The sequence below is a fragment of the Maribacter sp. C-4077 genome, from assembly GCF_055378385.1.
This window is the reverse complement of sequence record NZ_AP038807.1, coordinates 4032621-4056843: the sequence shown is the minus strand read 5'-3', so window position 1 is coordinate 4056843 and position 24223 is coordinate 4032621. Positions and strand designations below refer to the sequence as shown.

The 24223-nt window shown below is 43.6% G+C and carries 21 protein-coding genes; 14 read left to right on the top strand and 7 right to left on the bottom strand.

Features of this window, described 5'->3' with window-relative positions:
• The first annotated feature begins 80 nt into the window (after positions 1-80).
• Complete coding sequence (locus ACZ41C_RS17625; RefSeq protein WP_138258876.1) at positions 81-1550, top strand: MoxR family ATPase; 1470 nt, start codon at positions 81-83, stop codon at positions 1548-1550.
• 56 nt (positions 1551-1606) lie between these two features.
• On the opposite strand, the gene ACZ41C_RS17620 is transcribed toward ACZ41C_RS17625, so the two are convergent.
• Both ACZ41C_RS17620 and ACZ41C_RS17615 read right to left on the bottom strand, forming a co-directional pair.
• Positions 1607-2095 (bottom strand): hypothetical protein, encoded by a 489-nt coding sequence (locus ACZ41C_RS17620; RefSeq protein WP_138258875.1) that lies wholly within the window; start codon positions 2093-2095, stop codon positions 1607-1609.
• Between the two features lie 137 nt (positions 2096-2232).
• The gene (locus ACZ41C_RS17615) at positions 2233-2670 is read right to left on the bottom strand and encodes a hypothetical protein (protein ID WP_138258874.1); all 438 of its coding nucleotides are present in this window, start codon (positions 2668-2670) and stop codon (positions 2233-2235) included.
• An 88-nt stretch (positions 2671-2758) separates the two neighbouring features.
• On the opposite strand from ACZ41C_RS17615, the gene ACZ41C_RS17610 reads away from it, so the two are divergent.
• Complete coding sequence (locus tag ACZ41C_RS17610; RefSeq protein WP_138258873.1) at positions 2759-3544, top strand: tRNA pseudouridine synthase A; 786 nt, start codon at positions 2759-2761, stop codon at positions 3542-3544.
• Between the two features lie 42 nt (positions 3545-3586).
• Entirely contained in the window at positions 3587-4678 is a 1092-nt protein-coding gene (gene corA / locus ACZ41C_RS17605; protein ID WP_138258872.1) for a magnesium/cobalt transporter CorA, read from the top strand.
• Between the two features lie 12 nt (positions 4679-4690).
• Here corA and cysM read toward each other — a convergent pair whose 3' ends face one another.
• Positions 4691-5575 carry a cysteine synthase CysM gene (cysM, locus tag ACZ41C_RS17600; protein ID WP_138258871.1) on the bottom strand — a complete coding sequence of 295 codons (885 nt, stop codon included), beginning with the start codon at positions 5573-5575 and terminating at the stop codon, positions 4691-4693.
• A complete protein-coding gene (gene epsC / locus ACZ41C_RS17595; protein ID WP_138258870.1) occupies positions 5568-6359 on the bottom strand; it encodes a serine O-acetyltransferase EpsC in 792 nt (263 codons plus the stop codon). The genes cysM and epsC overlap by 8 nt, the downstream gene beginning before the upstream one ends.
• Positions 6360-6452: 93 nt before the next feature.
• Between epsC and ACZ41C_RS17590 the strand changes: the two genes are divergently transcribed.
• Positions 6453-7133 (top strand): DUF2461 domain-containing protein, encoded by a 681-nt coding sequence (locus tag ACZ41C_RS17590; RefSeq protein ID WP_464563341.1) that lies wholly within the window; start codon positions 6453-6455, stop codon positions 7131-7133.
• Here the strand turns inward: ACZ41C_RS17590 and ACZ41C_RS17585 are convergent.
• Positions 7125-7532, bottom strand: coding sequence for a glyoxalase (locus ACZ41C_RS17585; protein WP_464563339.1), 408 nt, complete (start codon positions 7530-7532; stop codon positions 7125-7127). The two genes, ACZ41C_RS17590 and ACZ41C_RS17585, sit on opposite strands and share 9 nt — an antisense overlap.
• A gap of 348 nt (positions 7533-7880) precedes the next feature.
• Here ACZ41C_RS17585 and ACZ41C_RS17580 point away from each other — a divergent pair, with 348 nt between their 5' ends.
• Positions 7881-8282 (top strand): acyl-CoA thioesterase, encoded by a 402-nt coding sequence (locus ACZ41C_RS17580; RefSeq protein ID WP_464563337.1) that lies wholly within the window; start codon positions 7881-7883, stop codon positions 8280-8282.
• A gap of 6 nt (positions 8283-8288) precedes the next feature.
• On the opposite strand, the gene ACZ41C_RS17575 is transcribed toward ACZ41C_RS17580, so the two are convergent.
• Positions 8289-9572: a dipeptidase gene (locus ACZ41C_RS17575; RefSeq protein ID WP_464563335.1), complete on the bottom strand. Its 1284-nt coding sequence runs from the start codon at positions 9570-9572 to the stop codon at positions 8289-8291.
• A 141-nt stretch (positions 9573-9713) separates the two neighbouring features.
• Between ACZ41C_RS17575 and ACZ41C_RS17570 the strand changes: the two genes are divergently transcribed.
• Genes ACZ41C_RS17570 through ACZ41C_RS17545 form a run of 6 tightly spaced genes read left to right on the top strand, consistent with a single transcriptional unit; the run spans position 9714 to position 19441 of the window.
• Positions 9714-11486: a hybrid sensor histidine kinase/response regulator gene (locus tag ACZ41C_RS17570; RefSeq protein ID WP_464563333.1), complete on the top strand. Its 1773-nt coding sequence runs from the start codon at positions 9714-9716 to the stop codon at positions 11484-11486.
• Between the two features lie 2 nt (positions 11487-11488).
• Positions 11489-11851 carry a response regulator transcription factor gene (locus tag ACZ41C_RS17565; RefSeq protein ID WP_138258864.1) on the top strand — a complete coding sequence of 121 codons (363 nt, stop codon included), beginning with the start codon at positions 11489-11491 and terminating at the stop codon, positions 11849-11851.
• Between the two features lie 40 nt (positions 11852-11891).
• Positions 11892-14417, top strand: coding sequence for a HEAT repeat domain-containing protein (locus tag ACZ41C_RS17560; RefSeq protein ID WP_464563331.1), 2526 nt, complete (start codon positions 11892-11894; stop codon positions 14415-14417).
• Positions 14410-15840 (top strand): glycosyltransferase family 2 protein, encoded by a 1431-nt coding sequence (locus ACZ41C_RS17555; protein ID WP_138258862.1) that lies wholly within the window; start codon positions 14410-14412, stop codon positions 15838-15840. Before ACZ41C_RS17560 ends, ACZ41C_RS17555 begins: the two co-directional genes overlap by 8 nt.
• Positions 15841-15842: 2 nt before the next feature.
• The gene (locus ACZ41C_RS17550; protein ID WP_464563328.1) at positions 15843-18227 is read left to right on the top strand and encodes a sulfatase-like hydrolase/transferase; all 2385 of its coding nucleotides are present in this window, start codon (positions 15843-15845) and stop codon (positions 18225-18227) included.
• A complete protein-coding gene (locus tag ACZ41C_RS17545; protein WP_464563326.1) occupies positions 18224-19441 on the top strand; it encodes a YaiO family outer membrane beta-barrel protein in 1218 nt (405 codons plus the stop codon). Before ACZ41C_RS17550 ends, ACZ41C_RS17545 begins: the two co-directional genes overlap by 4 nt.
• Positions 19442-19965: 524 nt before the next feature.
• On the opposite strand, the gene ACZ41C_RS17540 is transcribed toward ACZ41C_RS17545, so the two are convergent.
• Positions 19966-20829 (bottom strand): sigma-70 family RNA polymerase sigma factor, encoded by an 864-nt coding sequence (locus ACZ41C_RS17540; protein ID WP_138258859.1) that lies wholly within the window; start codon positions 20827-20829, stop codon positions 19966-19968.
• Positions 20830-21003: 174 nt separating this feature from the next.
• Here ACZ41C_RS17540 and ACZ41C_RS17535 point away from each other — a divergent pair, with 174 nt between their 5' ends.
• From ACZ41C_RS17535 to ACZ41C_RS17525, 3 genes are all read left to right on the top strand, one after another.
• The gene (locus ACZ41C_RS17535; protein WP_464563324.1) at positions 21004-21513 is read left to right on the top strand and encodes a DUF6155 family protein; all 510 of its coding nucleotides are present in this window, start codon (positions 21004-21006) and stop codon (positions 21511-21513) included.
• 11 nt (positions 21514-21524) lie between these two features.
• Positions 21525-22454 (top strand): 2-hydroxyacid dehydrogenase, encoded by a 930-nt coding sequence (locus ACZ41C_RS17530; protein WP_464563322.1) that lies wholly within the window; start codon positions 21525-21527, stop codon positions 22452-22454.
• 125 nt (positions 22455-22579) lie between these two features.
• Positions 22580-24091 (top strand): DEAD/DEAH box helicase, encoded by a 1512-nt coding sequence (locus ACZ41C_RS17525; protein WP_464563320.1) that lies wholly within the window; start codon positions 22580-22582, stop codon positions 24089-24091.
• The last annotated feature ends 132 nt before the right edge of the window (positions 24092-24223 follow it).

Here is a 24223-nt window from a genome sequence, read left to right as displayed (position 1 = left end):
TAAAATCCTAAATTTTAAAGCTAGCAGCCAACAGCCAAAAGCCAATAGCCAACTACCATCAACGAATAACAAAAAAATATATGAGCTTGAATTATAAAGAAATAAAAACATTGGGAGCCTTAAAAAAGGCAGGATATCAATCCAAAAGTATAAAGGACGAACTTAGGGACAACTTGCGTGAACTAATTAAATCGGGTGCGGAGACCTTCACCGGGGTTTGGGGCTATGAGGATTCTGTAATTCCAGAATTGGAAAGGGCCATTTTATCCCGACATAATATTAACCTTTTGGGACTACGCGGACAAGCGAAAACCCGATTAGCACGCTTGATGGTCAACCTGTTGGACGAATATATCCCCGTGGTAGAAGGTTCCGAAATCAACGACGATCCCATGGCGCCCATGTCCCGCTACGCAAGGGAACTGATTGCCCAAAAAGGGGATGAAACACCCATTGCATGGTTGCCAAAAAGTGAGCGATTTTACGAGAAACTGGCCACTCCGGATGTGACCGTGGCCGATTTGATAGGGGACGTAGACCCCATAAAGGCAGCAAACTTAAAATTGTCCTATGCGGATGATCGAGTAATCCATTTTGGAATGATACCTAGGGCCAATCGCTGCATCTTCGTAATCAATGAGCTGCCAGATCTACAGGCGCGTATCCAGGTTTCCTTGTTCAATATTTTGGAGGAGGGCGATATACAGATTCGCGGGTTTAAACTCCGATTGCCTTTGGATATTCAGTTTGTATTCACTGCAAATCCTGAGGATTATACCAATCGGGGAAGTATCGTGACGCCCTTGAAGGACCGGATCGGTTCCCAAATCCTTACCCACTATCCCGATGATATTGAAACAGCCCGAAAAATTACGGAACAAGAGGCACATTTGGATTCCAGACAAACCGATGCCGTTTACGTGCCAGACCTGGCCAAGGACCTTTTGGAACAGATTAGTTTTGAGGCCCGGAACAGTGAATATGTGGACGCGAAGAGTGGGGTAAGTGCCCGTACCAGCATCACGGCCTTTGAAAACCTTTTAAGCACCGCTGAACGCAGGGCCTTGTTGACCGGGGCGGAGAATACCGCAGTGCGGTTGAGCGATTTTTTAGGGGTGATTCCAGCAATAACCGGTAAAATTGAATTGGTTTATGAAGGCGAGCAAGAAGGGGCGGACGTCGTTGCCGAAATCCTTATAGACGAAGCCGTCAAATCGCTTTTCCCGGAATTTTTCCCCCAGATCAACAAATTACAGCGCAAGGATGAAGAGACGCCGTATGATGAGCTATTGCATTGGTTTTTTCAGGGAGAAGGTTTTGAACTTCTAGATGATTTTACGGACGAGGAATACAAAAGGGCATTGGACGGCATACCGCCACTGAATGAGTTAATAAAGACTTATCAGCCGGAGTACCCAAAGAGAGATGTCTATTTTCTAAAGGAACTGTTGCTTTGGGGTTTGGTATCGCATAAAAAGCTCAATAAACATCGGTTTTCAGAAGGCTATCAGTTTAAGGATTTATATAGCAGTTTTTTAAAGGATATATAAAAAAATCCCTTCCAATATTGGAAGGGATTTTTAGTTTGATTGGTTATGGTTATTTCCTAAGAGTTCCAGGTATCTATGTGCTGGTTCCTATCATCAAAAACATAGGTGCCTACAAATTGCTTGCGATAGCTATACGTAAGAAACGTAAGGCCGAACAGCATTGTATACAGTACAAACATTAAGATTCCAATGGGAAGAAAGGTCACCGGAATCAAATGGTTTTCATAATCGCTATAGGATAACAGCGTAATTAAAGTCTCAATAATTTTAAATAGGTAGACCAGGCTGACGATGTAAAGTCCGTATTCCAAATTTCGCATGGGAACATCGCTCAACTCCCTTTCCCTAATTTTAAACCACATCACGTATAAAAAAACGAGATGTACCAAGGAAAGGATTGGGAAAATATAATTGTCCACCTTAAAAAAGTAGAACTTGTTGGTGTAAAGTCCGTAAAAACTCAACACATTGAGTAGAACGATACTGATCAAGGATAAAAGCAGCGTAAGCTTCCAAGAAAAAACCCTTTTTATGGTACTGAGCATATTTGATCTTTCGGTATTGAATATGATTGATTCCTTATAAAACGGAAACAACTTTGGTTTATTCTAAAAACTCGATGAACGGTACGTTCTTCTTTTAAAAGGAAAATTATAACTTTAATATTCTAATTTTCAATACTTTATGAAATCCATTTTTTAGCTATGGCCTTGTTGGAGAATACAATTAGGGCTATGGCGATGACCAAGATCATAATGGGCATAATCATCGCATTTGGCCCATAGACTTCAAAAGTATCGCTCATAAAAAAGTTATAGCTCATTTGTCCCAAAAGCCCAAGCAAGGAAATAATGAATAACGGCTTGGCCCATTTTTTCCGTAGAAGTAGAAAAATACATGCAATGGTACCACCCCAAACGGCGATCGCGAAGGCTGCAGTAACCCAGGCAGGTTGTGTTTCATATAGATTTCGTTCCGCCTCCGTCATCGCGGCGAGCACTTCATCGGACATATAGGCTTGACCAATATAGGCCATGGCTCCGGCCAAATTCCAAAGTAATGCCAAAACACTTACGATCCAAAACCACGCAGGTGGTTTTATTTTAGTTTCAGTTGTCATAATTATTGGTTTTGATTAGTTGTGTTTAAATTACAAAAAAGTTGTAAGCAATGAACGATCCTTCTTATTTTAGATCCATACTCCAAAAATGAAAAGAACCCGTTACTATTATCTGATTCGTATCCAATATTTAGGATTTAGATACAGCGGATGGCAAAAACAGCCTGGCCGAAAGACTGTTGAAGGCATGTTGGACAAAACGTTCAGACACGTACTACCTGATGCAAAGTTCAAAATTTTGGGTTCCGGACGTACCGATTCCAAGGTTTCCGCCTTGGATGGCGTTTTTGAACTGTTTTTGGATGATACGCCCTTGCCCGATTTTGAAACCTTTTTACCTATCTTTAATAGGAACCTTCCACCGGATATTCGTGCGTTGGACATAAAATCCGTTTCCAAGGATTTCAATATCATCAAAAACAGCAAATCTAAGGAATATGTATACCTATTTTCCTACGGGGAAAAGAACCATCCCTTTTGTGCGCCTTTTCTTTACAATGTCATTGAAAACCTTAACATTTCACTGATGAAAGAGGTCGCACCCCATTTTGTGGGTACGCATGACTTTTCTACATATACAGCCCGATTAAAACCCAATACGCAGGTTATACGGACCGTAGACTATTGTGAAATTTTGGAAAACGACCTAATATACGGTTCCTTTTTACCCAATAATAGCTATAAACTTGTGGTTAGGGGACAAGGGTTTATGCGCTACCAAATTAGAATGATCATGGGCGCCTTGATCCAATTGGGCAAAGGCGAACTAGGGAAGCAGGAAATTCTGGATTCCCTAAATCCCGATATAAAATTAAGATTGACTACCGTAGCCCCTGGCTCAGGACTCATATTGAACGAGGTAAAATTCGATTGATACGACTTGGGGCTTTTGACTATATTTAAATAAATTTCCGGTATGGTGAAAAGAAAAATTGGATTGCCAAAAAGAAAGAAAAAGGTATCGCGTGTTCGGGAAAAAGTAGGTGCCGCCCCGGGAACGGTCAGTTATTTGGGTACTAAGGAGAAGTCGGAAAGTCTCGTATTCATTACCACCTACGATTCAGAAGAGGTGGAGACCCAGGAACATAAACGATTGGAAGATATCCTCCAATATCAAAAGGACCCACGAACATCTTGGATCAATGTTATTGGCATTACGGATGTACGTTTTATAGAGGAATTGGGGCAGGGTTTCGCCCTGAACAACCTCCTTTTGGAGGATGCCGTGGATACGGACCAACGTCCAAAAATCGACGAATATGATGGTTATATTTTTGGGGTTTTTAAAATGCTCTATTTGAACGAAAACGATGAAATTGTTCCTGAACATATCGCTATGGTACTCATGACGAATTCCGTGCTGGTTTTTCAGGAAGTCAAGGATGATGTTTTCAACGGGGTGCGGAATAGAATAAACTCAAAATCCGGACGAATACGGAGTCGAGGGGCAGATTATTTGTTCTTCGCACTCTTGGATGCCATCATCGACAATTATTTTTTGGTTCTGGAGCAAATTAATCACCGTATTGAACTCTTGGAGGATGAAGTCTATGCCGACCCAAAACCTGAGGTGGCCCACCAAATACAACTGTTAAAGAAAGAGGTATTGAAAATACGACGTTGGGTCTTCCCCGTAAAGGAGTTGGTGAGCAGGCTCATCGATTCTGAAAGCCCCCTGATCAAACACGATACCAAGTTATTTCTACGGGACGCTTTGGACCACTCCCTGGAAATAAACGAAACACTTCAGATTTACAGGGAAATGAGTATGAGCCTTATGGAAATGTACATGAGCAACATGAGCAATAAAATGAACGAGGTGATGAAGGTATTGACCATTATGGCGTCCATTTTCATTCCACTGACCTTTATTGCGGGTATCTATGGTATGAATTTCGAACACATGCCGGAACTACATTATAAATATGGGTATTATGCAGTTTGGGCCGTAATGGTCCTGCTTTTCATAGGAATGATGGTCTATTTTAAAAGAAAGGACTGGCTGTAGAAAATTGTCCGATCAATCGAATAGATCTGAAGAAAGATAACGGTCACCCCTATCGCACACGATGGACACAATGACACCACTTTCCAATTGCTCGGCCAAACGAAGTGCCACTGTAGCGGCCCCTCCAGAACTCATACCGGAAAAAATGCCTTCTTCCTTGGCCAATCGTTTTGCCATTTCCACCGCTTCTGCCTCACTGACTTCCATCACCGTATCCACTTTGGAGGCATCGAATATTTTGGGTAGGTATTCTTTTGGCCATTTACGTATGCCGGGTATTTTAGAGTTGTCCGTGGGTTGTACCCCAACAATCTGAATATCCTTATTTTTCTCCTTTAGGAACGTTGATGTTCCCATAATGGTGCCCGTTGTCCCCATGGCCGATACAAAATGGGTAACGGTACCTTGGGTATCCCTCCAGATCTCGGGTCCAGTGGTCATGTAATGTGCCTTCCAGTTGTCATCGTTGGCAAATTGGTTGACCATGACAAATCCTTCTTTTTCGACCTTGTTTTCGGCATAATCACGGGCACCCTCGATACCTATATCGGATGGTGTAAGGGTCACTTTTGCACCATAAGCGCGCATAGTTTGTACCCGTTCCTTGGTTGAATTTTCGGGCATTACGAGTTCAATGTCCAATCCGAATATTCCTGCTATCATCGCCAAAGCAATGCCCGTATTTCCGCTGGTAGCCTCAATGAGTTTGTCCGTCGGTTTTAAACTTCCACGTTCAAGTCCGCTTTTGATCATATTATAGGCGGCCCTATCCTTTACACTGCCTCCTGGGTTATGGCCCTCCATTTTAAACAGTAGTTTAACGTTGGGATTGGTGTTCAATACTTTGGATTCCACCAACGGGGTGTTTCCAATAAGGTCAAGAATCGAATTAGACATCGGTCTGGGTTTTGATTTTTATTTCTGGGGAGTGGTAAACGGTGCTATTTGCTGGAACCGAGGACGTCAGCCAAGCATTTCCCCCAATAATACTGTTGGCACCAATGACCGTATTCCCTCCTAAAATCGTAGCATTGGCATAGATGGTAACGTTGTCCTCAATAGTGGGATGCCTTTTCGTCTGCTGCAAATGTTTGGCTACATACAGTCCGCCCAGGGTCACTCCCTGATAGATTTTCACATGGTTTTTAATGATGGCCGTCTCGCCGATGACGACACCAGTTCCATGGTCGATATGGAAGGAATCGCCAATTTGGGCGCCAGGGTTGATGTCCACACCCGTTTGTCGGTGGGCATATTCTGTCATTAATCGGGGTACCAAGGGAAAACCTATGGTATAGAGCTCATGGGCAAGCCTGTAAATGGCAATGGCATAAAAACCGGGATAGGCCATATAAACCTCCTCAATGGAAAGGGATGCAGGGTCGCAGTTAACCGTGGCTTCCGCATCCATGTTCAATTTTTCAAGAATGCCGGGTAGCTTTTGCACATAATTGCCCCAAATTTTCTTGCAGGGTTTTTGACAATCCCAACAAGCCAAATCTACAAGATTGTCGAATTGCGCTTCTAGTTTTTCCAAATTATCCGCCACGGGGATCTCAATATCGAACAAGGTATGGAAAAGGAGGTCCGTAAAGGCTTCGGTATCTTTCTTCAACCGAAACCGCAGGTTTGGCTGCTTCTTGTGAAGTTTTATTTTTTCAACGATGGATGGGTGGCTCATTGGCTTGGTTTATCTTTCAAAATTAACCATTAATTCAAAAGGTCTTCCTCGTAAATGGTTAACTTTAGCTTAAAATCACAATACCGTAGTCGTATGTCACAAACCGTAATTACTAAAAATACCCTTGATTTATTGAACGATTTAAAGAAGAACAACAATAGGGACTGGTTTGAGGAGCATAAAAAACGGTTCAAGGGCCAGCAGGCCGAGATGAAGAAGTTTTTCCAAGAAGTTATGGATGCACTGAATGTGCATGACAAAATAGAGAAGATGAAGATATTCCGTATTTACAGGGATGTCCGGTTTTCAAAGGACAAAACGCCTTATAAGTTCAATTTTTCGGCTTCATACACCAGAATGGGCGCCGAGCGTAGGGGCGGCTATTACGTGCATATACAGCCCGAAGGTAGTTTTATCGCCACTGGATTTTGGAATCCAGAAAAGGACGATTTGCACAGGATTCGAAAGGAGTTCGAGGTGGACGCCATCGAGTTTAGGTGTATTATGGAAAACCATGACTTCCAAAAAATTTGGGGAAGTTTGGAAGGGGAGGAGCTAAAGACCGCCCCTAAGGGTTTCGATAAGGATGACCCCAACATCGACCTCATCCGCAGGAAACAATACATTTTTATGAGAAAGTTCACGGATCAGGAAGTGATGGCACCGGATTTTGCCGAGAAAATTAACGAATCCTTTATGGCTATTCGGCCTTTTTTTGATCTGATGAGCAACATTTTGACCACGGACCTTAACGGGGAGTCCCTTTTAGACTAGGACACCGTCCTCAAAATACTGGATCTGGTCCTGAAGTCTTTTGATGACCATGTTCATCATCCTTTTGTTCAAGGCCGATGAGTTTTTAATATAGGCTTCGTATTCCTCCAAGGTAAACTGACCAATGATCATTCCCTTTAGTGAATTCCGAAATTTGATATCCTTTTGGATGGCATTGAGTATATAGTTCAACCTGTTCTCCAAGCTTAAGGTATAAAAGGAGTTCTTGCCCTTCACGATATAATTTTGAAAAGAAGCCAGCAACAAACCGTTCTGAAGTTTGATTACCGGGCGCAGCGTTTCGTTCTGGAATCGTTCCTCCTCGCTCATGTTCGGGAGAATTTTTGCGGAAGGAATTTCGGGGCGAATCTGAAGCAACTTTTGGGACCTGTCGTTCATTTTGTGCGGTTTTTATAAAGGTAGCCATTAAAGTCCGCTTGGATTTGCGTTGGGATATTAGTTTTTAACGGGGTTATAAACAATGCCCTTCTTTCACACATTTAAAATTAGTTTGATAGATTTTCTATTGCATATTTTGGGTTTAACAAAGGACAATGAAATGTTAAAGGATCTGTTGACGTGGCCTATAAATCGGCGATTATCCTAAAATCCGACCTATATTTTTGCTGATTCCATAGTACGCTGGCACAACATTTTACATCTTCATAAATCCGTCTGTTAAATATGGTGAAGAGCCCTATTTCCTTACTTTTTTCGTTATAATTTTGACTTGTAAAACAGTACGCTATGAGATTCCATACTAGAAAATTAGTAAAGCCGGAAGACCTGAATTCCAACGGAACCTTGTTTGGTGGGAAAGTATTGGCCTGGATCGATGAAGAAGCCGCCCTATATAGTATCATACAGCTTGAAAACAGCAAGATTGTCACCAAATACATGTCCGAAATCAATTTCATGAGCGCCGCCAAACAGGGCGACATCGTTGAAATTGGGGTTCAGGTCGTTAAATTCGGGAAAACCTCGCTTACCTTGAACTGTGAGGTTCGAAACAAAATGAACCACGAGACCATTGTTACCGTGGACAACATTATCATGGTAAACCTTGGTGAGGATGGCAAGCCTGCCCCACATGGTAAGACCAAGGTTGAGTTCGTGAAAGACCGACTGGCAGCGGCCGAAACCACCTAAAAAATTCTAGGACATGGTTTTGGCGAGGGCCTGTACTTCGTCCAATACCCGGAGTAAATTACCGCTCCAAAGCTTGGCGATTTCTTCTTCGGTATAGCCTCTTTTTACAAGCTCCAGGGTAACATTGAAGGTTTCTGATGCATCGGACCATCCGTCGATGCCTCCGCCTCCATCAAAATCGGAGCTAATACCTACGTGGTCAATACCTATCAATTTGACCATGTAGTCGATATGGTACACAAAATCCGAAACGTTCACGGGTTCAGGGGCATCTTTTCTGCTTTTTACCAATTCCTGGCCCATCTGGGTGACCTTGGGATAGTTTTCCATAAATGAGGCCCTTTGCTCGTCCGTAAGGCTTCTAAACTGTGAACGCTCGTACCATTCGATACCTAGCGAGTCCGCTATCTGCTGATATACCTCTTTCATATAGGCTGCACGGGCTTCGTGCTTTTCCGTATTAAGATAGGAACTAAAAGCGACCGTTTGGACAACGCCCCCGTTTTCCTTCATCAGCATCAACTGCTCGTCGTCCAGATTCCTGCTATGGTCGCACAGTGCCCTGGCCGAGGAATGGGATGCAATTATCGGAGCCTTGGACAACGCGATCATCTGTTTCATGGCTTCTTTCGATGGATGGGAAACATCCACCATAATTCCTAATCTATTCATCTCTTTTACAGCTTCTTTTCCTAATTCACTTAAACCATTGTGTAACCATACGGAATCCGCTTCGCCCGTGTTTGAATCGCTGAATTGGCTATGACCGTTGTGGGCCAGCGAAATGTAGCGCGCCCCAAGTTCATGGTAGCGTTCAAACTCCGACAAATCCTCGCCCATAGGGTAGGCATTTTCCACCCCGATCATGGCCACTTTTTTGCCTTCATCGTGGATGCGGCGTACATCTTCGGAGGTAAGTGCTAGATTGATTTTGTCCGGGGCAATCTCTTCACAAAGCCTGTGGATGGCATCGAACTTCGCCATGGCGTTTTCCTTCCCTTTGGCATAACCTTCGGCCGTTAGGGTATCCTGTCCCGTATAGACGATCAACCATGCCACGTCCAGACCTCCTTCCTCCATTTTAGGAAGATTTATCTGGGTATTCAGGCGCTGGGTATAGTTGATACTATCCGTGAAATTGGCCACATTGATGTCATCATGGGTGTCCAATGTGATTACGTTGTTATGGATGCGCCTGGCCTTTTCCTCAAGGGATTCCGCCACCTGTGGTTTTTCCTCTTTACAGGCAAATACTGCCAAAACGCCTAAAATATAGATGTACCGCTTCATTTTGTACCATTTTATACCTACAAATAAAGACTATTCACAACAAAAAAGGAAGCCTAGGGAACATTTAATTGTGGGTAGACCATGAAAGGGTCAATTTTATTTCCTGAAAACTAAGAAGGACCCCAAAACTACTACCCATTCATGGACGGTGTACAAACAGAAAACTTACTGAGTCAGTTAAAACATTTGGAATCAAGCTTATCCAGCTTTTCATTTGAATCGCTTAATGCAGCGGAGGCCGCTTCGTTAAAAAACTCTTTTAGGGCCTTTTCGGAGCTTTTGGAGGGAAAGATCCAAAATCCCAACAGCCCCTTACCAATAGCTTCTGTAGGAAATGAATTCAATGACAAAAATTCATCGGCGGAGGGACAGCGCAAGGAAACCAAGTTCATTGCACATATTAGCCATGAAATCCGTACTCCGTTGAACGGAATCATCGGTTTTACCAATCTTTTGCGCGAAGACAACCTTAGTGAAACCCAATCCAAAAAGGTCGATGCCATACATATGGCCTCCCAGAACTTGATGGAAATCATCAATGAAGTGTTGGAGTACTCCAAGCTATCCTCTGGTATGGAGGACTTTATGTCCGTTGATTTTAATTTCCACGGATTGATCAACGACGTTATTTTTCTAAGCCAGACTTTATTGGTCGATAAAAATATAGACCTACAGCTAAAAATCGACTCCGGGATTCCCGGGACTTTGATTGGAGATCCCTCCAAGTTGTCCCAGATACTTCTCAATTTATTGGGAAATGCCATCAAATTTGTGGAGAAGGGATACATTCGGTTAGAGGTTTCCCTTTTAAAACAGGATGAGGAAGAATATATATTGGAGTTTAGCGTAGCGGATACCGGTATCGGTATGTCCAAGGAACAGCTTGGCGATATCTTCAAATGCTTCAAACAGGCAGATAGGCATATTTACCCCAAATACGGGGGGACGGGCCTTGGACTTTGTATCGTCAGGGAATTGGTGGAAAGGCAGGGAGGCGAAATATCGGCGGAAAGTATAATGGGAGAGGGTTCGACCTTCAAGTTTACCATGCCACTAAAAAAAGGCAGTTCACAGAACATTCGCAAACAGACCCTTAGCACGGTTACGGGCTTAAAAGGCAAGGAATTGTTGAATGGTACCAAAATCTTGGTGTTCGAGGACAATACCATGAACCAGCACCTTATAAAGGAGCAATTGGACAAATGGGGCTGTAGGGTATACGTTACTTCCAATGCGGATAAAGGTTTGGGTATACTGCGAACACAGCAAATTGATATAGTTCTGATGGATTTGAAGATGCCCGGCCTTAACGGTTTTCAAATAACTGAACTAATTAGGGGCGACAAGTATCTTGAGAAGGTTCCCATCATTGCCGTAAGTGCAGATTTTACTGCCAAGGACGAAGAAAACTGCATTGCGACCGGTATCAACGACTTTTTGCTGAAGCCCTACACGCTGGACGAGTTGTTGAAAAAGCTTTTAAAGGCCAAGAAACAAGGTCTTCCCAAAGAAAGTAAGGCACTCCTAAAGACAGGCGTCATTACGGGAAACCCTGCTACCACTGTGAATCTACAAGGCGTATTGGCAGATTGTTGTGGGGAAATCGTCGTATTGGAAGAACTTATTCGCTTGTTCAAGCAAAATGTATATGAGTTCATAGGTTCGGTAAAAATCGACCTCAAACAGAACAACCTAAAGGAAATAGGCTTTGCCGCCCATAAGCTGAAGGCGGGTCTCAAAATGCTGCAATTGGAAAAACTTGTGGATATCATGATTCAGATGCAGGCATCCACTGAAGCACTGGACGAAATAAAGCTCAGGGCATTGTTCGAGACATTCCTTCAGCAATATCCGGAGTATGAAAAACAAATCGATTTGGCCTTCGCCCAAATCAAAAAACAATCCAATAGCTAAGTATGGAGGTACTATTGGCAGATGATGATGAGCTTTTGGCGTCCCTTTTGAGTTTTCGACTCAAAAAGAGTGGCTTTAAGGTGCATTTTACCTCCAATGGCAAGGAGATGAAGGAGTATATGGAGACCCATAGGCCGGATATCATCGTTTGTGATATCATGATGCCCTATTTCTCCGGAATCGAATTGATCACCTATGTGCGAAAGGAGCTATCCTTGGACACGCCCATTATTATTATTTCATCGGCAGGAAATGAAGAGAATGTACTGAGCGCCTTTGAATTAGGTGCGAACGATTTTATATCAAAGCCCTTTAGTCCATCGGAATTAATGGTCCGGTTGACACGCGAACTGAAAAAAACCTAAACCTATAGTCATAGTCCCCCAGACCTATAAAATAACGACCTTGATCACAAGCCCCAAAATCCCGACGGATTTGCTATGGGGTTTGTCCTCTTTTTTTATAGGGCTGGCCGTGGTATACCTAATCTCCGTTTTCTACTTCAGAAACAGGATTACAAGGGAAGCCCAAAAAATAAGGAAAAAGAAAAAGGAGCTTTCACCTATTGTGAGCGAGTTTTTGTTCTATGACGAAAACGGGGACAAGATTGAAAAAATTAACTATATAGGGCTCAAAATAGAGGTCAGGGAATTGATCAAGAGTCCGTTCGACCGTAAAGTACTTACGGAAATCCTTATGGACCTTCGCAAGGATGTTTCCGGATCGACCAGGGCGGAGCTGTTCCATATTTATCAGGACCTGGGACTGCATGAAGATGCGTATAAAAAGCTAAGAAGTTGGCGTTGGGAGGACATTGCCAAAGGCATATTCGAACTTACACAAATGCACGTGGAAGAAGCCTATATGCCCATTACCCGATTTATAAACGATAGGCGGCCCACGGTGAGAAAACAGGCTGAAATTGCCGTGGTGACCCTTAAGCAGGAAGGGGTCACTTTCTTTTTGGACCATACGAAGTATAAGATATCGGAATGGCAGCAATTGAAACTTTTGGATGTGGTACGGAACAAGGAGGACTATCTCGCGCCGCCATTTAGGCTATGGTTGACCTCCAAGAACAACTATGTGGTGCTTTTTGCCCTTAGGCTCATAAAACATTACAACCAGAATGACGCCAGTAGCTCCTTGATTACCTTGGTGCACCATAAAAGTGACCACATTAAGCGGGAGGCCATTCACTGTATCAAGGAATTCAATATCACGGAAGCACTGCCAGTGCTGAAGTCGGTTTTTGACAGGAACAGTACCGATATCCGCATGCACATATTGGATACCGTAGCAGAAATTGGCAGTGAGGCGGATCTTCCATTTTTGGAAGATATTGAGGGTCAGAACTACAGTTTTATGGTAAAGAACAAGGCGGTAAGGGCCATCAACACAATCAAGCCCGAAGCTATTCTGCCAACAAAGGATATAGAAAAAGTTACCGAGCCTGAGGTGCCCGAAAATGAGGTTGATCAGATGGAAGCAGATGAAACGGAGCACGAGTGTCAGTCAGAGGCTGTAGCATCCAAAGCCCAAAATCTGGAGCTTCCTACATCCCAACCAGAATTCATGGATGGCGGAACCTTGGATTCCGATGAAGTATCCTTGGACACGCGAACCTGGGAGCCTAGCTTCGAAGAATTTGAGGAGGAGGAGACGCAAACCTTGGATTTAACAGGTTCCCTGGAATTGACCGAGGATGAAATAGCGTTTTTGCCCTTGGTTATCGATTCGGATAGGGAAGGGTTTGCTAATGTATCCGAAGAAAAGGAAATTTCCCTTAATGATCTTCCCGTGATTTTTGAGGAATTGAAAACCAAAGCAAGGCCCATAGCATTTGATTGCAGCTTTTTGCCTCTGGTGGTTGAACGCCGGGAACAGGCATTAGAGGATCCCTTACAAATACGGGTCGATTTTGAGGAAGTCCTGGGCGTCCAAAAATCAGAACCTGTAAGCGTTTCATCCCTGAACGTGGACTATGAAGAGGTTTTGGTAAAACCAAAAGCGGAACCTGTTCGTCCGGAATCCATGGATGTCGCCTATGAGGAGATACGTGCTTCACGAGCAGATGCTCACATCGATGAATTTCAACTGGATTTATTGGATTTTTCGGATATGAATTCGTCAGAAGATACGGTAGGTAAAAACTCCGTTGCGTTCCCCGATGCCGAGGAAAATTCTATGGAATGGCCCTTGGATTTTGAATGGGAATCCCAAGAAAACGAGTCGCAAGACGCTGAAATAACGCCGGAGGAAGAGATTTTGGAAACGGTTTTCTCCTTGGAGCACCTAATTCCCAAACCAAAATTCTACGAGGACATGGAAACCATGGCCCTTTTGGAAAATATTGATGAACTGGGGGATGAACGGGAAATCCCGTTTTTAAAATCTCTATTGGAGAGCGAGACTTCCCCCGCTGTTTTGGAACGGGTCGGTACTATTTTGGACCACTTTATTGCCACGTACTCTACACAAACAGATTTCGAGAACACGGAACCCCTAAAGGAATATAGTGTTTTTGAGGAATTGATTTCCAAAGGCGATTTGGAGACCAAACTGTTTTTATTGAACGAAATCGCAGAAGTTGGCGATGCCAAGGAATTGCCCTTACTCCATACTTTGGTTTCCCATGCGAATAAGGGTATCCGGGAAACTGCTTTAAAAGTACTGTATAGGTTACAGAGCCGACTCCAGGAGGCTTCTGTAGATCCTGTGATTCGAAAGGAAGATGCGCCCCTGTCCATTGAACAACTGTTAAATCAGGACAATTCGGATTTCTTCGAATTGAACTTTGAACCTGCCGGAACTGGGGAAGGTTCCACCGAAAGGAAGTATACGAGATCCTCCAATACAGGGGACCGCAATACCCTTTTTGACCATTTGTGCAATATGTCCACCAAATTTTACAACAAAAAGAATGGCTAGTGGGTTTTTGGACATATTGATGGAGTATATAAACATCGTTTTTTTCGTGTTTACGGTAGTGCTCTTTTCCATGTTTACCATAATGGGCTATTTGTCCACAAGGAATTCCATCCACTACAGGAACAAAAATAGTTTTGGGGACATGTCCAAGCTGATGGCTTCTCCCTTGGCCCCCAGCATCACCATCATTGCGCCTGCCTATAACGAAGGGCTTACCATTGTGGAGAATATACGTTCGCTCATGTCCTTGCGGTACGTGAATTACGAGGTCATGGTGGTCAACGATGGGAGTAAGGACGATACCTTACAGAAAATGATCGAGGCCTACGATCTGTTTAAAATTGAGCAGGAAATAGACCCGGATTGGAAGAACAAACCCATACGGGGCATCTATAAATCGCCCCATAAGGCCTTTTCAAAATTAACCGTAATCGATAAGGAAAACGGTGGTAAGTCCGATGCCCTGAACACGGGAATGGCCCTTTCTACCAATCAATATGTGGGCTGTATCGATGTGGATTGCCTACTATTGCCCGATGCACTTTTGCATGTGGTTAAGTCCTTCTACCAGCGTTCCGAAAAGCAGGTAATCGCGGTAGGCGGTGTGATCCGTGTGGCAAACTCCTGCATCATACAGGGCGGACAATTGGAGGAAATACGTTTGCCCACCAATTGGTTGGCCCGTTTTCAGTTGTTGGAATACACCCGGTCCTTTATTTTGGGAAGAATGGCCTGGGGCCGCATCGATAGTTTATTGATCATCTCCGGGGCCTTTGGTTTTTTTGATCGTCAAATAGCCTTGGAAGTTGGGGGGTATGATACCAATACGGTGGGCGAGGATATGGAAATCGTATTTAAGATGCGGCGTTACATGCACGAACGTAAATTGCCGTATACCGTGGAATATATTCCGGATCCGCTTTGCTGGACAGAAGTTCCAGAAGACCCAAAAATCCTTGTGAACCAAAGGGACCGGTGGGCGAGAGGCAACCTGGAGACCCTGTTTAAGCATAAGGACATGTTCTTCAACCCCAAGTTTGGAAGGTTGGGCATGCTCAGTTATCCCTATTGGTTCTTTTATGAATGGTTGGCTCCCTTGTTGGAGTTTTTCGGCTTTTTTACCATCATCCTTTTTTATTGGTTGGGAATTTTGAATTGGGAGTTCTTTTTGGCCATAACGGCGGCCGTTTACATCTATTCCATCATGTTCTCCTTTTACGCCATTCTTTGGGATGTCTATTCCTATAACGAATACAAGAAAACAAAGGATATCTTGATTTTGATGTTCTGTGCCATTATAGAGCCACTAACGTTCCATCCTTTGGTGGTATGGTCCGCGGTTCGTGGCAATTACAAAAAACTGTTCAAGATCAAGTCGGGTTGGGGTTCCCAGGTCCGTAAAGGATTTGCAAAAGCTACGTAAACATGCTGGAATACAGGGAAGAACATATCGAAAGCAAGGAGCGTAAACTGCGGGATTTTATCCCCGTGGTCATTACCTTTTTTGTTGGATTGGTCGTCCTGTCCATATATCAGAATGCCATGCTGTACGCGATTGGTGTGCTGGACAGTGTTTTCAACAGTAGCTTCTTACTTTATCTATTGCACCATTTGGGATTTGCATCCGTCATTTCCCTGTTTTTGGCCTTTATTTTCAATCTGTTGGAAAATGAAAAACCGGGGCTTGGGCTTCGGGTCGTTCAAATTGTGTTGATTATCCTGTTGCTTTTGGAAGCGGTATTGATTACCTACTACGTACAGAATTTTGAGCCCTTGGGTTCGGATTTTTTCGGGTTGTTCAAGAATAAGGAAATACGGTTCTCCTTGCTACAGGCATCGGTGGCAACCTCCATTACCTTGACCGTCTGTTTTATCTGTTACAAATACATCGCATCGTTTTACACCGTGATAAGCCGCATGTACCCGCTGACCATCGTATTTTTCAGTATTTTTCTGGCTACGCTGTATTCGGATAAAAAACCCGTCAACGAAAACAAGACCCAGTATTTGGCACATCACGTGACGAAGCGCCTCTTGCAATCCTATAGTTATGAGGGTACCGAGGAATATCCGCTGGTAAGGCCTTTTCAAAAGGAAACAGGTCTGGCCGGATATTTTAAACCGATGGATACCTTACCTCATATCAAAATTATCATCCTGGATGGTCTTGGAAATGAGTTCGTTAACGGACGCTTTACGGACTTTATGCCCAATTTGCAGGAACTGAAGCGAAAATCCCTGAGCTGGAAAAACTTTCTGAGCAATACAGGTGAAAGTCATGCCGCCTTTCCAATGATTGTTGGATCCTTGCCTTTTGGGGAATCCGGATTTACAACCCTACCGGATTTTACCTATAGAAATACCCTGTATAGTATTTTACGGGAAAACGGGTACAAAACAAGTTTTAACCATGGGGGCAATACGGCCCTGTTCAATATAGACCGATTTTTAGAGGAAGAGAAAGTCGACCAGATTTTTGACCGTAACAACTTTGGAAGGGAGTTTAGCCTGCAAGAGGAGGATGCTGCGGGAATTACCCTTGGCTATCCGGACTGTGCCCTGTTTTCCAATTTCCATAAGAATGCCAAGCCTAGCGTAGGGCCAAAACTGGATGTGTTCCTGACCTTGAGTACGAAGGCACCTTATCACATCCCAGAAATCGATACCTATACCCATAAAGTGGCAAGCATCGTGGAGACCTCTGGTATGAAAGCGTCAGAACAACGATTTGTGCGACGTAACGAGGAACTTTTCGCCAGTTTTGTCTATGCCGATGAAGCGTTGGCCCAGTTCATGACCCGGGAGCAACTTTCCCCTGATTTTTCAAGTACGATCTACGTGATAACCGGAAGCCATCAGCTCTCAGAACTTTCGCAGGACAACGCCCTGTCCAAGTATCGGGTTCCTTTGTTGATCTTTAGTCCGTTGTTGAAATCCGCCACGGAGATAGCAAACCTTGCTTCCCACGCGGATATAGCGCCAAGTCTGCTCGCTTTATTATCAGAAAAACAAAATAGTAAGGTCCCGGACCAAGTAGGTTTTCTGGGAGGGGATCTGCTCGGGCAATCCGACCCAAAGGGCCATAGGGAGGTTCCCTTGTTGCGGAGTGCCTACAGAATACAGGATTTTATACTGGACGATTTGTTTTATTCCGATGGGGAGATTTACAAACTGGACAAGGATTTGAACCTACGGGAATTAGAGGATGATGAAGAGACCCGGGTGTCCTTACTTGAAGAACGTTTCCAAAACTTCAAGACCGTCAATAGGTACGTCACGGAAAATAATAGCATCATACCAAAATCGGTTTCCTTGATCGAGGACCGAAAACCCAAATTTACCAAGGAAGAATTGATCTGGATCGAGAGTGTCTTTAACGGAAAGGATTTTGACAACGCCTACGGACATGCCAAGCAATTGGCTTTTGACAAGGATTATGGCAGGGCCTTATTGCTGAGCGAATATATCCTGAGTGAAATTCCAAGGCATGCGGATACGGAAATACTCATGGGTAGGGTACGGGCATGGCAAGGCGATTTTGAAAGGTCCATTCAGATTTTGAGCAATGTAATCCGGAAATACCCCAAGTACGAGGATGGCTATTGCGCCTTGATGGATGCCTATTTCTGGTCCGGGAAGAATGAAAATATGTATGAGATTCAACGATTGGCCCGCAAGAACGGGATTCAGGATAAAATCTTGAACGAAAAATTCGAAAGGTCCCTCACTTTGATCCGCCAAGGAAAAGAAGTGGAAGGAAAAAGTGCCATAGAGCAAGAAACGGTTGAAATAGGGTCACAAAAAAAATGAGACAAAGGATTTATTTGTTACTCGTGATGCTAGTATCCCTCAATGCCTTGGGGCAGGAAACGGGGTACTCCGGGGATCCGGACGCTTCCTTTTTCACAGCAAGGGATTTGGCCTTTGCTGGTAATAGGGCATCGGCCAGGGATACCTTAAAAAGTATCCTAACAAAGTATCCGGATTACGCGGATGTACGAAGTTTGTTGGCAAAGACCTACAGTTGGGACCAAGAATACGATGCTGCTCGGTTGGAATTCAATCGGGTTACGAGTACCGAACGAAAAAATTCCGAAGCTTGGGTAGGTGCCATCAAGAACGAACAATACGCCAAAAACTACAACATCGCTTTGGGACTAGCCAATAAGGCCTTGAACTATTTGCCACAGGACGAGGAACTGCTGCGTCTAAAACAGGAAATCGTCCAACAGATCGAAGACCAACAACTTTTACAGAACCGGTTAAAAACAACTAAGATTGCGGAGGAACGCAATCAATCCCTGACCTTATACACAGAGGCTGAGGTGTTCGATAGGGAATTGGACCCCATGTATTTCGGCGCCGTGGAATATCAAAAAAGGACGAAATGGGGAGTGTTTATCCCCAGGCTCAACTATAACCGCAGGTTTAACATCAACGGGATACAGGCTGAGGTGGATGCCTATCCCAGATTTTCCAAATCCCTGAGCGGCTATGTAAATTATGGCTATTCCGGTGATGTCATCTTTCCCAGGCACCGGATGGGAGGGGAGCTGGTAAAGGAGCTGCCCAAGGCCATGGAAGCTTCCTTAGGTTTCAGGCACCTGATTTTTGAGCAGGATGCGGCAACCATACTAACGGGAACTTTTGGGCTGTACAAAGGGAATTATTATGCGGTGCTCAGACCTTATTTCGTGCCCGATGCAAAAAAGGGCCTGGGTATTTCAGGAAATCTCCTGGTCCGAAAGTATCTCAAGGATGGAAACAATTTTTTGGGCATGAACCTGGTTTACGGGTTTGATACAGAACTGAACCAATTCATTATCAACGGACAGTTGTTGTCCGAAACGCTATTGTACCTGGAAGCCCAAAGAATCCGATTGGAATATCAGTTTACCAACAAAAAGGGCAACAATCAATACAAGGCCAATCTGGGGGTAAACCGACAGGAATTGGCGTTTAGCTCGGGAAATTTTTTCTTGTCCGTTACCGCGGGCATTGCCTATCAGGTGAAATTCCGTTGAACGAATCTAAATTATCGACGAACGGAATAGGTGTGCAGCCAAGTAAATTAGGGGGTTATGGAGGAATTGCAAAAGTAAACCTATAGCAACCGTATTTTTTACAACATAAATGAAAGGGTTTACCACATTTAATTGTCCTAAAGGGAAGTAGCACCTACTTTTAGCATGTACTAATTGAGTAACCAAATCGAAATTATAAACCTAAAAAACCCCTAACCATGCTTTACGATACCTACGGTGAAGAATATTTGGTTTTTCTTCAGGAACTAAACGAAATCCTAAGCCTTAACGAATTAGCGGAGCTGGATTACATGTAATTGAATAGCTCTTAACCTTATAATATAATATTATGGCAAATCAAGGGAACGATAACGCGTCTTATCATAATTTTATTGAAAATTTGAACAATATTCTTGTGGACTCAAACATCAGCAAGCTAACGTATTCTTAGTGTCTAGTGTGTACTACGAAAAAAGCGCCTTTAGTTTTTAAAGGCGCTTTTTTATTTGAGGCTAATATGGTTATTATCCTAGATATGTCTTTAAAAGTTTACTTCTTGAATTGTGGCGTAGTTTTCTGATCGCCTTTTCCCGAATTTGCCGTACACGTTCCCTTGTCAAATCGAACGTATGGCCAATTTCCGCCAATGTCATGGCTTGTTGGTCGCCAATACCGTAATAGAGTTTCACGACATCGGCCTCACGGGGGGATAAGGTTTCCAAGGCCCTGTTGATCTCCGTATTCAGGGATTGTTGCAATAAATGGTTGTCCGGTTTTGGGGACTCCCCGGATCTCAAAACGTCATATAGATTGGAATCCTCCCCTTCGCGTAACGGTGCGTCCATGGAAACGTGCCTACCGGAATTCTTCAAAGATTGCTTGACCTCCGTTACCGTCATTTCCAATTCCTTGGCAATTTCCTCTGCGGATGGTGGACGCTCGTGCGTTTGCTCTAAATAGGAAAAGGTCTTTTTAATTTTATTGATCGAACCGATTTTATTTAAGGGAAGCCTAACGACCCTTGATTGTTCTGCCAAGGCCTGTAAAATCGATTGACGTATCCACCAAACGGCGTAGGATATAAATTTGAACCCTCGGGTTTCATCAAAGCGTTTGGCCGCTTTTACTAGGCCTAAGTTTCCTTCGTTGATGAGATCGGGTAGTTTTAAACCCTGATTCTGATATTGTTTTGCTACGGATACCACAAATCGGAGATTAGCGGTGGTCAATTTTTCCAAGGCCACTTGGTCACCTTCGCGTATCCTTTGGGCCAGTTCTACTTCTTCGTTTGCTGTTATTAAATCAATCTTACTGATATCCTGCAAGTATTTGTCCAATGATTTCGATTCGCGATTGGTTACCTGCTTGATAATCTTTAGTTGCCTCATGTATGTGTGTATTTATTATTTAGTGTATGTCCAAGTTCTCATTATACATTTTTATTAGCTCTTTTCCAAAGGGAAACCCTTAATGTTTTCCAAAATTTATAAGCTATCCCATAAATTATCAAGGTTTTAGGTGGATCTTGCCACAAAGTGTATTTTTGGTATAACGGACCTATTATGAGCAAAAGAGCCTTAAAGACCTATTTATCGGAATTAAGAAAAAAAGAGTTGGAAGCCCAGATTATGGAACTCTATGAAAAGTTTCCCCCCGTAAAAACCTATTATGATTTTGTCTTTAATCCCAAGGAGGACAAATTATTACAGGAAGCTAAGACCAAAATCACCAACGAATATTTTCCTGTAAAAAGAAAGCGGCCCAAGGCGAGAAGGTCGGTCGCCCAAAAGTATATCAAACACTTTGTCAAACTTGGAGTGGATAGTGCCCTGGTGGCGGACCTCATGTGTTTCAACCTTGAAATAGCCCAAACATTTGCCTTGGAACGCAATGTACCCGATGCATTTTACAAGAGCATGCTCAATTCCTTTTCGGAGATGACTACCTTTATTTCCCAACATGGGATTTTGGAGGAATTCAAAGGGCGAATCGTAAGCATTTACAATCATACACAGACCGGGGATTGGCTTTATAAAGAGGGGTTTTCCAAGGCCTTGGACATTTTGGAATAAATCAGAAAATTATGGCGATAGTTATCATCAGACAGGACGGAAAAATCGAGGCTTGGAAGAAAGCCTTGAAGGAAAGAAACCCTTCCATAGCGGTATATAGTTATTTGGAAGACCATCCAAAACAGGACATTACCATGGCCCTGATATGGAAACATCCCCAAGGAAGCCTATCGGTTTATCCCAATTTAAAGTGCATCGCCTCTTCTGGGGCGGGTGTTGATTATATTTTCGAGGATGCATCGGCACCCATCGATATACCCATTACCAGGGTCGTAGATCCCTACTTGGCCAGTGATATGTCCGAACACGTACTGGCGGTAATCCTTGCGGAATTGAAGAATTTCAATAGCTATAAACTGCAACAGGTAGCTAGTGATTGGAAACCCAAAATTTACAGACGAATCAAGGACGTTACCGTCGGAATCATGGGGTTAGGGGAATTGGGAGCCTTGACGGCGACCGATTTGATGAAATTCGGTTTTACCGTTCAGGGGTGGTCCAGAAGCCAAAAAGAATTGAAAAATGTAAAAACCTTCGCAGGATCAGATACACTGGATGCTTTTCTACAAGCGACCGAAATTTTGGTCTGTCTTCTTCCCCTGACGCCGGATACGGAGGGGATTCTCAGCAAGGAACTGTTTGAAAGATTACCAAAGGGCGCCTATGTCATCAATGTGGCCCGGGGAGGCCATTTGGTCGATAGGGACCTGCTCGAAGCCTTGGACGCTGATCATCTGTCCGGTGCCTGTTTGGATGTCTACCATCAGGAGCCATTGCCAAAGGACCATCCTTTTTGGCAACATCCCAAAATCTTCATGACACCGCACTACGCCAGCGTCTCTGATACAGATTCCGTTGTGCCCCAGATACTGGAAAATTATGACCGACTCAGAATGGGTAAGGAACTACTAAATAAGGTGAACAGAAAGAAAGGCTATTAACAATCATCGTTCATAAATTCTCTACGGAATAGGGGCCATAGCGGGATTTATATTTTAATTACCGATAAAAATCCTCTAATTTTAAGGTTTCGTAATTTTTTACCGGACTTAAATTTCTTGCCTTTTTGAAAGCCACAAAGGACACCACGGAGAAGACATTATACGGATATCAGGAGGAAGACCTCAAAAGAATCTTTGAATATCTTGAGGACAATCCTGATAATTCCAACCTTTTGTACCAGCTGCCCACAGGTGGAGGGAAGACCGTTATTTTTTCCGAAATCGCACGAAGGTACATTGAAAGAACGGGAAAGAAGGTCGTAGTGCTTACGCATCGCATTGAACTTAGTCTTCAAACTTCTAAGATGCTGACCGGTTTTGGGGTTCGCAACAAAATTATCAACAGTGATGTTAAGGAACTAAAGGACCAGGACGATTTCAACTGCTTTGTGGCCATGGTGGAGACCTTGAACAACCGTCTGCAGGAGGACAAGGTGGAAATCAACAATATTGGCCTGGTCATCATCGATGAGGCCCATTACAATTCCTTCAGGAAACTCTTTAAATACTTTGACAAGTCGGTTATTCTGGGTGTTACGGCAACGCCTTTGAGTTCCAATATAAAGCTTCCCATGAAGGACAACTACAAAAAGTTGATCATTGGGGAGTCCATTGAATCCCTGATCCAGAAGAAGTTCCTGGCTCGTGCCAACATGTTCAATTACGATGTAAGCCTGCAAAGCTTAAAGCTGGGCATTAATGGCGATTATACCGTAAAGTCTTCTGACGAGCTCTACAGCAATCACAGCATGTTGGGCAAATTGATGAACGCCTACGAGGAGATTGCCAAGGGAAGCAAAACCTTGATTTTCAACAACGGTATCAATACCTCCCGATATGTGTACGACCTATTTAGGAAGGCAGGATACAACATCCGGCATTTGGACAATAAGAATAGTGCTTCGGAGCGAAGGGAAATCCTGAAATGGTTCAAGGAAACCCCCGATGCCATATTGACATCCGTGAGCATTCTTACAACGGGTTTTGATGAGCCATCCGTAGAGACCATTATTCTGAACAGGGCCACCCGCTCGCTTACCCTGTATTTTCAGATGATCGGACGCGGGTCCAGATACCTGCCGCATAAGGAAGAGTTCAACGTAATCGACATGGGGAACAACATTGCCCGTTTTGGCATGTGGGACGCCAAGGTGGACTGGCAGGAAATCTTCCATTTTCCGGATTTCTTTTTGGAGAATATCAAAAACGATGAGGAAATCGAGCGGGAGTTTGTGTATGAAATGCCGCAGGAACTTAGGGATGAGTTCTCAAAATCAGAAAACATCGAATTTGACATTAAGGAAGAATACAAGAAAAGTTTCGCCAATGGGGAAAAATCCAAATTGGTTTTGGAAAAAAGCATTGAGCAACATGCCCAGATATGCGTGGAAAATGCGGACGATGTCTTTGATGCCCGTATCCTTGCCAAAAAACTGAAGGAGGAAATCCAGTATCGGGTGCGGCAGTATTCCTACTGCATTATGAACAACACCAAAAACTACAAGGAATGGTTGGAGGAGGATTACGAGCGTAAGCTTCGGTCCAAAATATCCAAAATGTTCGCCTCAAAAATGTAGATTTTATTGATTTCGTTCCCACGGCCCACGGTTTAAACCATAGGCTGTGGGAAGCGTTGCCTAAAACAAACCGTTTTAACGATTTAAATATTATCGATTTTACCACATTCGTTCAAGAAGATAAGTTTTACA